This is a genomic window from Rhizobium sp. BR 314 (genome assembly GCF_047445805.1).
In the GTDB taxonomy this organism is placed as follows: Bacteria; Pseudomonadota; Alphaproteobacteria; order Rhizobiales; family Rhizobiaceae; genus Rhizobium; species Rhizobium lusitanum_B.
Genome location: NZ_JARWLA010000005.1, coordinates 341546 through 350990, shown reverse-complemented (window position 1 = coordinate 350990; position 9445 = coordinate 341546). Strand labels below are relative to the sequence as shown.

Genomic DNA, 9445 nt, shown 5'->3' with positions numbered 1-9445 from the left:
GCGCACAGAGGTCGTCGGCATTTTCCCCAACGACGACGCCATCGTGCGCCTGGTCGGTGCGCTGCTGCTCGAACAGAACGATGAATGGGCCGTCCAGCGATCCCGCTACATGACACTTGAGACAATCGCCACAATGAGCGATGATCCGCTCATCAGCCTGCCAGCAGCAAGCTGATACTCATCCGACCCTCTGGGATGAGCCGTGGTCGTCTAAGCTACACCACGTCCTGGGACATGATCTCCGCTATCCCCTCGGCTGGGATCTCTATCTGGTCGACGGCAAGCGTCTGCTCGGTATTCCCCGTTCAACGAAAATCGAGGTGCTGTGATGGCCTATGTAGCAACCCGCGGCGGCGAATATGCCATCGAACAGGCGGAAAGGCTTTTCCGCGCCGATCTTGGCCCGATTACCCGCGAGCGCGTCGAGGCCATTCGGACCGGCCTCCCCTATCTCATCGACCGCATCATGGGCGAGGCATCGCTCTATGAGCCTGATCTCGCGGCGTTGGCGCTGGCACAGGCAGGCGGCGATCTCTATGAAGCCATCCTCCTGCTGCGCGCCTATCGCACGACGCAGCCCCGTATCGCGGTCGCCGAGCCGATTGGCCAGACGGATCTTTTCACCGTTCGCCGTATCTCCGCCGCCTTCAAGGACATCCCCGGCGGCCAGATCCTCGGCCCGACGCTCGACTACTCGCACCGCTTGCTGCAGGTCGACGTGTTGAAAGGCGCAGACTATGTGCCGGAACCGGTTATTCCGGCAGCAAAACCGGCCCCTGCGACCCAACCGTCTCTGACCAGCTGGCAGAAAGCGCAGGGGCTCATTCCCGAGCACGCAGCCCAAGCCGTTGCGCCTGACGACATTCCCGATTTGACACGCGAGCCGCTGCTGTTTCCCGCGGCCAGGGCACATAAGCTGCAGAGCCTCGCGCGCTCCGACACCGGGGGAACCCTGGCGCTTGGCTATGCCACCATGCGCGGCTACAGTTCCGTGCATCCGACGGTCAACGAATTGCGTCTGGCCGAAGCGCCGGTCCGAATGCGTCACCCCTGCGGCACCATCTTCAGTGCCGGCCGCGTCCGCGTCAGCCAGACTGAGGTCATATCCAAGGCGAGAGAGCTGGAGCTGGGCTTCTCCGCCACCTTCGGTTGGAACGAGGTGAAGGTGATTGCGGCTGCAACGCTCGATCTCGCCTCCAGCCAGCCCAATCCGCATCCCGCCTCGAACGAGGAATTCATTCTCTATCACACTGAGCCGGTCGAAAGCTCCGGCTTCTGCATCCATTTCAAGCTCCCGCATTACGTCACCTTCCAGTCTAGCCTGGACGCGCTGCGTCGCGTCAAGGCGGACAAGAGCGCTGATGCCGCCAAGACTGCCGCTAATGAGAAACCTGCCGCCCGGCAGGAGGAGGCCGCACTATGAAGCTTCAGAAACTCACGAAGCCTTGGGTGGCTTTCAACTACGGCTTTCTCGACGAATCCGCCAAGCGCGAAATGCGTCGCCGCATTCTGAAAGCGATTGCGGTGCCCGGCTATCAGGTGCCCTATGCCAGCCGAGAGGTGCCGATTGCCCGCGGCTGGGGAACCGGCGGTCTGCAGGTGACGCTGACACTTCTAAAGCCGACCTCTGTGGTCAAAGTCATCGACCAGGGGGCCGACGATTCCGTCAATGCCAGCAGCATCCGCAAGTTCGTTGGGCGCGTTGGTGGAGCGGTCGAGACGGAAGACACGATGGCGGCCACCATCATCCAGTCCCGCCACCGCATCCCGGAAGAAAAACTGCGCGAAGACCAGATCCTCGTGCTGCAGGTTCCGGACCCGGAACCGTTGCGCGCCGTCCAGCCGGACCTGTCCGTCGCCCGCGAAATGCATGGCGATGCCGATTATGGGCAACTATGGCTCGTGCTCTACGAACAGCTCGTCAAATCGGGCCGGATCATGCAGGGATCCAGCTATCCGAGCATGGTCAACGGCCGCCACGTCATGACGCCGTCGCCCATTCCGCGCTGGGACGTGCCGAAGCTCAATCAGGCGGATCATCTGACGATCCTTTCGGCTGGGCGCGAAAAGCGCATCTTTGCCGTGCCGCCCTATACGAGCGTCGAACCGCTTGTCTTCGACGATGTGCCCTACCGCGTCGAAGATCACCAGGACAAGACCTGCTACCGCAGCAATGTCACGGGCTTCTTCATGAACGAGCTTCCACAGGACGACGGCACTTCGCAATACGAGCTGTCCGACAGCCACTTCGGCGTCAAGCACATCCGAAAATCGGAAGCAGAACCGGTCGCGATCGGCGAAACATGGTACAACAATGGAAAGATGGACTGATGGTCGCGCTTGACCCTACTCAATCAACAGAGTTGACCCGCCAGCCGCCCCGACTGATGATGGCGCAGCCCATCCTGACCATTCGCGACATTGCCCGCAACTATGGTGACGTCACGGCACTCGGCGGCGTCGACGTTACGGTCTATCCGGGCGAAGTCCTTGGCATCGTCGGCGAATCCGGCTCCGGCAAGTCGACCCTTCTGAGAATGATGAACCTTGAAGATACGCCGGATACCGGCACCTACAATCTCGCCCTTCCCGGCCAGGAGGGCCGTAACCTCTTCACGCTCGATCGCTTCGAACGGCGAATGCTGCGCGCCCATCATATCGGCATCGTCTATCAGAATCCGCATCTTGGCCTGCTGATGAACCATACCAGCAGCGGCAACGTGGCTGAGCGATTGCTGATCGCCGGCAATCGCAACTTCGCCGAGCTGCGCGACCGAGCGCGCCAGTCGCTCAACGCCTCCGAGTTTCCGATCGAGCGTATGGATGCCAGGCCGAACGAGCTATCCGGCGGCATGCAGCAACGCGTGCAGCTCGCCAAGGCGATTGCGCTCGAACCGGCCGTTCTGCTGCTCGACGAGCCGACGACCGGCCTCGATGTCAGCGTTCAGGCGCTGGTTCTCGATACGCTGAAGCGGCTGCAGCGCGAGCGTTCCATTACCATGGTGTTGGTATCGCATGATCTTGGTGTCATCCGTACGATGGCAGACCGGGTTATGGTCATGCGCCGTGGCATGGTCGTGGAACAGGGTCTCGCCGACCAGATCTTCCAGGATCCGCAGCACGCCTATACGCAACAGCTCGTTCACGCCAAGCTTTGACAGGGAAAGAAAGATGAATATCCAGGTTTCCGCCCGTCAGACCAAACCGACGGTGCTGCGCGTCGAAGGCCTTTCGAAGCAGTTCGAGATGCATCACCTCAAGCGCACGCTGTTCGCCTTCGAGAATATCGATTTCGAGCTGAATGCGGGTGAGTTCATTCTGCTGAAGGGCGAGAACGGTGCGGGCAAATCGACGCTGCTGCGTACGCTCTATCGCTCCTACCTGCCGCGCGCGGGCCACGTCTATTATCACACGAAAGAAGGCATCATCGATCTTGCGACCGCCGCCGACGTCGATATTGCAGTACTACGACGTCGGGAGATCGGCTTCGTCACGCAGTTCCTCAACGCCCGCCCGCGCGTTGCGGCCGAAGAGATCGTCGCCGAGCCGCTGAGACTTGCCGGCAGGGCGCATGGCGAAGCTTTGGCCGAAGCCCGACGTTGGCTCGATGCCTTCGGCGTGAAAAGACAGCTCTGGTCGGCCTATCCCTCGACCTTCTCCGGCGGCGAGCAGCAGAAAGTCAATCTTGCGCGCGCTCTCATCCTGCCGCAGCGCCTGCTGCTGCTCGACGAACCGACGGCATCGCTCGACCATGCCGCCCGCCGCGCACTGGTCGAAAGATTGGCGCAGCTCAAGGCATCCGGCGTTGCGATGATCGGTGTCTTTCACCACCCGGACGATGTAAGGGCTTTGATCGACCGAGAATTGCATCTGGAAGCCATCAAGATCGAGGACGAGCAAGACGATGTGGTTGAGTAATTTTGAAATTGTATTGCAGGACCGTGTCATCGAGCGTGGCGCCGTCAGGATCGAGGATGGGCTGATCGCTGACATCAGCGAAAGGCCGGTCGAAGAGGCTGAGATAGATGGCCGCGGCCAGCTTCTCCTTCCAGGTTTCGTCGACATGCATGGCGATATGATCGAGAAAGACGTCGAGCCTCGCGTTAACGTCCGCATGCCGATCGAGCTCGGCGTGTACGATCTCGACAAGAAACTTGCCGCCTGCGGCGTCACGACGGCCTATGCCGCGGTTGCCTTCACGCCGGCCACCTATGGCCATCTCCGCTCAGTCGAGCATACCCGCGCGATGATCGAAACGCTCGCATCGATGCGAGACGAGTTGCTGATCGACCACCGTATCCACGGTCGCTTCGAAGTCACCTTCCTGCCTGCTCTGAAAGAAGCCAAGGCCCTTATCGATGCCGATGCCCTCCACCTGATTTCGCTCATGGACCACACACCTGGCCAGGGGCAATATCGGGATATCGAGCTGCACATCGCCAACACGGCAAAGGTCAAGAAGATCAGCGAGACCCAAGCGGCGGAACTGGTGAAACAACGCATGGCCGCCCGCTCCGAGCACGGCGACAGTATGGATATCATCAACGGGCTGGCGGAGCTGGCGCGGCAGAGTGATGTCGTGCTCGCGTCCCATGATGACGATACCATCGAGAAGGTGGTGCTTCTGCACAGCCTCGGCGCCGCGATCAGCGAGTTTCCAATCAACGTCGCTGCAGCCGCGGAAGCCAAGCGTTTGGGATTGGCGACCGCCATGGGCGCGCCAAATGCGCTGCGAGGACTGTCCTATTCAGGCAATCTTTCGGCGCGCGAGGCCTACGAGGCCGGCGTTTTGGACATACTGGCGAGCGACTATCACCCCTCCGCCATTCTGCCCGCAGTCGTGGCCTTGGCAGAAATCGGCGAAGGCGGCCTTGCCGCTTCGGTCGCATTGGCAAGCGCAAATCCGGCAAAGGCACTGGGCCTTCATGATCGCGGCAGCATCGCCAAGGGGATGCGCGCCGATCTCGTGATTGCGGAACGCGGTCGGGTGCCGCGCCTGCGCAGCACGATCCGGGGTGGACGGACGGTTTGGTCCGACGGCTCGATAAAGAGCCTTTCGGGCGCCTGAACTCACGCGAATGATCGGCGAGTATTCGCCGTCAAATATCATCATTGTGAGCCGCCGCGTAATCGTGCCCGGCGGCTCGCCTGCATCACTTGTACGCGGCCTTCAGCGATATCAGCGCATCATTGCCGCGACATTGCCACCGTCGACGGTGACCACTGCCCCGGTGGACGTCCTTGCCTGCACAAGATGCAGCACGGCCTCGGCAACATCTTCCGATGACACCTCGCGCTTCAAAAGGTTGCCGCGCATATAGACGTCAGGTGTCACACCCCGCGCCCGCGCTCGTTCCTCGACCATTTCATCCGTCATCAGCCGGGTCCTTATCCGGTCCGGATTGACTGCATTGGCCGTGATGCCGTCGCCGGAATGTTCCAGTGCATATTGCCGCATCAGCGCCATCAGCGCCGCTTTCGACGTCCCATACGGGCCAAAGTCCGGCCCTGGGTTGACGGCCTGTTTGCTGACGTTGAAGACGAGCGACCCGCCCGTGCCCTGACGCTGCATCACCTTGACCGCCGCACGGGCGATATAATGGTGGCTCCAGAAGTTTAGGTCGAAAGCTGCTTTGAACAAGGCGTCGTCCACCGCCGTCAACGCGCCCTGGAAAGCGGCGCCGGCATTTGACACCAGGATATCGACGCCGCCGAACTCTGCGGCTATCCGGGCAAGTGCGCTTTCCGCCGCTGAAGGATCCGTCAAATCGCACGCGACAGCGAATGCGCCCAAGCGTTTGGCCTCAGCTGCGACCCGTTCGCCATCGATATCGATCAAGGCAACTTCAGCACCCTGGCTTTTCAGAAGCGCGCCTATGGCAAGGCCAAGGCCGCCTGCGCCGCCCGTCACCGCCGCCACCTGCCGCGTCAACGGCTTCTCCGTCTGCTTGCTAAGCTTCACCTGCTCCAGAGACCAATATTCGATATCGAACAGATCTTCTTCCGAAAGCGCCTCGAAACGGTCAATACCCTCGGCGCCACGAATGACCTCGATGGTCGCTTCAGCAACATCGGCGCAAATGCGTGCCGACTTCTGCGTCGCAGCTGCGGCGAACAGACCGATACCGTCCACATAGAAAACGCGCGGCATGGGGTCGAGCATCGTCTTACCGCCGCCGACGCGTGCGTTGTTGCGCTCGAAATAGGCTTTGTAGTCTGCGGCATAGGAGGCCACTGCTGCCTTGACCGTTGCGACCCAGCCTTCGATATCGTCCGCCCTCGGCGGCGGAAGGGCAATGCCGTAGCGCTTGATGTGGATGACATGCTCCGGCGTCGCATTTCCGCGACGAACGAGATCGGCCACATTGGGGGCACCGCAGAAATCGAGAATATCATCGTTCGAACGATGCTCGATCACAAAGCGACGCGGACGCCCCTCCCCCTTGCCGGGAAGCGCTATCGCACCGCGCAGGATGGGGGCGATGTCCGAAACAGACGCGAGGTTCGTGCCCGGCTGCCCGGCGCTTGCCGTTCCGAAGGGGCGGGGCCGCCCTTCCGCGATACGCTTCTCGGCCCGGTCGATCGCCGCAATCATATTCTCATAGGCTTCGCGCGGATCATCCGACCAAGTGAAGATACCATGCTTCAGCAAGATCATTCCCGGCGCATCCGGCCGAGCGGAAAATGCCTTTAAGCAGGCCTTCGACAGATCGAAGCCGGGCATGACATAGGGCACGATGATCATTTCCGGGAAAAGCTCTCGAATGATCTCCTCGCCGCGGGGCTGGTTGGTCAGCGCCACAATGGCATTCGCATGCGTATGGTCGACATGCTTGAAAGGCAGAATGGCGTGAAGGATCGCCTCGACAGACGGATTGGGTGACGCCGGATCAAGCAAGAGCCGACGCTGCAACATTACCATGTCGTCGTCCGAGAGGGACTCGTACCTCACCATGGCTTTCAACGGTTCAAGATGCAGCGCCGGCAAGCCGGCAGGCTCGATCTTGCCCATATCCCAGCCGCTCCCCTTTACACAAAGCACCTCAACGGCGCTGCCGTCATGATCGACCAACGTCGTCTTGACCGAGGTATTGCCGCCGCCATGCAGCACGAGTTTGGGCTCAGAGCCAAGCAGGCGCGTTGTGTAGGTGCGGATGGCAACATCGCGACTGATCCCGGCTTTCTCATAGGCGCCGACAATCGTAGCGAAGTCCGCTTCTGACCATTTAGATTTCATCTGCCATTTCCTTAGCTGACAAGCTGCGGCCGCCGCACGCAGACATGAGGATACATTCACAGAAAATCCTAATTTTCCTGTGGTATAACAAAGACTTCCAGAGGTTTCCCCTCGCGTCTGAAACAATTGACACCATTGATTGACATTCGTCAACATCAATGAGCGACTTGTTGATTAAAAGCTTTTTCTGTGCAACTCAGGCACATCGCAGACATCAGGAATAGAGTATGACCTCGGACGATTTGACGCCGTCTACGCATGCCATCCCAGCAGAGTTCGACGACGCCATCGTCTGGGCGGCCTGGCTCTATTACGAGAACCAGCTCACCCAGAATGAGATCGCCGCGATGATTGGTGTTTCACGCGCCACCATCGTCAACTATCTCCAGGAGGCACGGCAGAAGGGCGTCGTCAGGATCCTGATGAATCCGGAGATCGTTGCCCGTACCAATATTGCCCGCAAACTGGCGGCCAAGTTCGGCCTGACAGAAGCGCTTGTCATACCGACCGAGAAGTCCGCCGAGCCGGATGCGCGCCTGAAGGCACTGGGAGCGGGCGGAGCGCGGCTGATCGAGCGCATGGTTTCGCCCGGGGATACGATCTGCGTTTCGTGGGGACGCACCGTTCTGGCGATTGCGGACGCGATTGCCTTGCCCCGGCCGCTGGAGGGACTTTCCGTGGTTCAGGTGACGGGATCGTCAAGCGGCACTCGCGAATTTTCCGCAGAGCTTTGCGCATCGATCATGGCCCGTAACATGGGTGCCGCCAGCGTCAACATGATGGCGCCTACCGTGCTGAGCACACCTGAACTTCGCGATGCCTTGATGGGCGAACCGGTGCTCAAGCGCCAGTTCGAGCGGATCGGCAAGGCCGACATGATCGTCTTCGGCGTCGGCGGCCTTGCCGCTGAAAGCACGATGCGCCTTGCCGATGTGACCAGCGACGAAGAGATCGACGCCTATGCACAGGAAGGCGCGGTTGCGGTGCTGATCTGCCGCTTCCTCGATCAGCATGGCAAGCAAATCGTTCGTGATTTCGACAAGCGCGTCATCGGTATAGAGCTGGATGGGCTGCGCAGCCTACCGCGCAGGCTCTGCGTCGCAGGTGCCGCACAGAAGGTGGACGCGATCCGTGCCGTTCTCGCCGGCGGATATGCGACTCATCTCGTGACCGACATAGAGGTCGCAGAGCAGCTGCTGGCCGAATGAAAAGGCCGGGCCGGAAGACTCGGCCCGCACCGCCTTCGATCAGCGCTTGATGGGCGCCGTATTCATGAACTCCAGCGTATCTTCGAACGAGCGGATGCCTGCATCCGAGCCCAGACCCGTCGCAACAAGCGCGGCCGATGCCTGCGCGAAGTTCAAAGCGGTTTTCAGGTCCATCTTGCGATGCAATGCGGTGATGAAACCAGCGTCGAATGCGTCGCCGCATCCCGTTGTGTCCACCACCTCGATCTGGAACGCCGGCTGCCGTACGATCTCGCCGGAAGCATCGGCAAAGCATACGCCGTCGCCGCCAAGCGTGAAGACGCAATGCTTGACGCCGCGATCCAGGAAGAAGCGGCTGGCGCCCTCAACATCCGACGCCCCCGAAATCTGGCGCGCTTCTTCGATAGAGGGCATGAAATAGTCGATATGCGGAAATAGAGGCGCGATCAGATCGAGCGTGCCGTCATTCGCTCCCAGCAGGTCGAATGTCGTCGTACGCCCCCGCGCCTTGGCCTCGGCAAGCAACTTGCGACTTGGCTCGCCATCGAGCTTTGCCAGCAACCCTGTACCGCCCAGGTGAATGATCGGCGGCGCCAGCACCGCATCGAGGGCACTATCGGCAATCTCGAAATGATCGGATGCGCCACGGGCATGAAGCGCGGGACGATCGCCGTTGCGGCGGATATTGAGAATGGTCGACGACGTCGGCACGCCCTTCAGCCGCTGCATCTGCGCGGTATCGATGCCGAAGCGCTGAAGTGTCGCGAGCACGAAATCGGCTTTCTCATCATCGCCAACGGCGCCGACAGCGAGGCAGTTCAGACCAAGCTTAGCGAGATCCACAACGGTTCCACCCGCCGTGCCCGCAACAGTCAGCCTGATTTCGTCGATGAACTCGACATTGCCGCCCGGCGGAATGGCATCGACCGGCCGACCAAGCACGTCAAGAATATAGAGCCCGACGACCGATACATCATGAGACATGGAAACCTCCCAAAGA

Annotated in this window: 10 protein-coding genes; 8 read left to right on the top strand and 2 right to left on the bottom strand. The window is 60.6% G+C overall.

The window, feature by feature from the left end; genetic code table 11:
- The 7 genes from QD461_RS10265 to QD461_RS10235 form a co-directional block, all read left to right on the top strand.
- Positions 1–175: transposase (locus tag QD461_RS10265; RefSeq protein WP_414087660.1), on the top strand; the 175-nt coding region annotated here is incomplete at its 5' end.
- Positions 141–329, top strand: coding sequence for a phosphonate C-P lyase system protein PhnH (locus QD461_RS10260; protein WP_414087646.1), 189 nt, complete (start codon positions 141–143; stop codon positions 327–329). The genes QD461_RS10265 and QD461_RS10260, both read left to right, overlap by 35 nt.
- A complete protein-coding gene (locus QD461_RS10255; RefSeq protein WP_414087645.1) occupies positions 329–1423 on the top strand; it encodes a carbon-phosphorus lyase complex subunit PhnI in 1095 nt (364 codons plus the stop codon). Before QD461_RS10260 ends, QD461_RS10255 begins: the two co-directional genes overlap by 1 nt.
- Positions 1420–2331 (top strand): alpha-D-ribose 1-methylphosphonate 5-phosphate C-P-lyase PhnJ, encoded by a 912-nt coding sequence (locus QD461_RS10250; protein ID WP_414087644.1) that lies wholly within the window; start codon positions 1420–1422, stop codon positions 2329–2331. The genes QD461_RS10255 and QD461_RS10250 overlap by 4 nt, the downstream gene beginning before the upstream one ends.
- The gene (locus QD461_RS10245; protein WP_414087643.1) at positions 2331–3158 is read left to right on the top strand and encodes an ATP-binding cassette domain-containing protein; all 828 of its coding nucleotides are present in this window, start codon (positions 2331–2333) and stop codon (positions 3156–3158) included. The genes QD461_RS10250 and QD461_RS10245 overlap by 1 nt, the downstream gene beginning before the upstream one ends.
- Positions 3159–3171: 13 nt before the next feature.
- Entirely contained in the window at positions 3172–3918 is a 747-nt protein-coding gene (locus tag QD461_RS10240) for a phosphonate C-P lyase system protein PhnL (RefSeq protein WP_414087642.1), read from the top strand.
- The gene (locus QD461_RS10235) at positions 3905–5068 is read left to right on the top strand and encodes an alpha-D-ribose 1-methylphosphonate 5-triphosphate diphosphatase (RefSeq protein ID WP_414087641.1); all 1164 of its coding nucleotides are present in this window, start codon (positions 3905–3907) and stop codon (positions 5066–5068) included. The genes QD461_RS10240 and QD461_RS10235 overlap by 14 nt, the downstream gene beginning before the upstream one ends.
- Before the next feature lie 111 nt (positions 5069–5179).
- Here QD461_RS10235 and QD461_RS10230 read toward each other — a convergent pair whose 3' ends face one another.
- Positions 5180–7237, bottom strand: coding sequence for a bifunctional aldolase/short-chain dehydrogenase (locus QD461_RS10230; RefSeq protein WP_414087640.1), 2058 nt, complete (start codon positions 7235–7237; stop codon positions 5180–5182).
- Positions 7238–7464: 227 nt separating this feature from the next.
- Here QD461_RS10230 and QD461_RS10225 point away from each other — a divergent pair, with 227 nt between their 5' ends.
- Entirely contained in the window at positions 7465–8445 is a 981-nt protein-coding gene (locus QD461_RS10225; RefSeq protein WP_414087639.1) for a sugar-binding transcriptional regulator, read from the top strand.
- Between the two features lie 39 nt (positions 8446–8484).
- On the opposite strand, the gene QD461_RS10220 is transcribed toward QD461_RS10225, so the two are convergent.
- A complete protein-coding gene (locus QD461_RS10220; RefSeq protein ID WP_414087638.1) occupies positions 8485–9429 on the bottom strand; it encodes a carbohydrate kinase family protein in 945 nt (314 codons plus the stop codon).
- Positions 9430–9445 lie beyond the last annotated feature (16 nt).

Coding starts and splice junctions, on each gene's coding strand:
- QD461_RS10260 (WP_414087646.1), top strand. CDS start 141: ATGATCCGCTCATCAGCCTGCCAGCAGCAAGCTGATACTCATCCGACC.
- QD461_RS10255 (WP_414087645.1), top strand. CDS start 329: ATGGCCTATGTAGCAACCCGCGGCGGCGAATATGCCATCGAACAGGCG.
- QD461_RS10250 (WP_414087644.1), top strand. CDS start 1,420: ATGAAGCTTCAGAAACTCACGAAGCCTTGGGTGGCTTTCAACTACGGC.
- QD461_RS10245 (WP_414087643.1), top strand. CDS start 2,331: ATGGTCGCGCTTGACCCTACTCAATCAACAGAGTTGACCCGCCAGCCG.
- QD461_RS10240 (WP_414087642.1), top strand. CDS start 3,172: ATGAATATCCAGGTTTCCGCCCGTCAGACCAAACCGACGGTGCTGCGC.
- QD461_RS10235 (WP_414087641.1), top strand. CDS start 3,905: ATGTGGTTGAGTAATTTTGAAATTGTATTGCAGGACCGTGTCATCGAG.
- QD461_RS10230 (WP_414087640.1), bottom strand. CDS start 7,237: ATGAAATCTAAATGGTCAGAAGCGGACTTCGCTACGATTGTCGGCGCC.
- QD461_RS10225 (WP_414087639.1), top strand. CDS start 7,465: ATGACCTCGGACGATTTGACGCCGTCTACGCATGCCATCCCAGCAGAG.
- QD461_RS10220 (WP_414087638.1), bottom strand. CDS start 9,429: ATGTCTCATGATGTATCGGTCGTCGGGCTCTATATTCTTGACGTGCTT.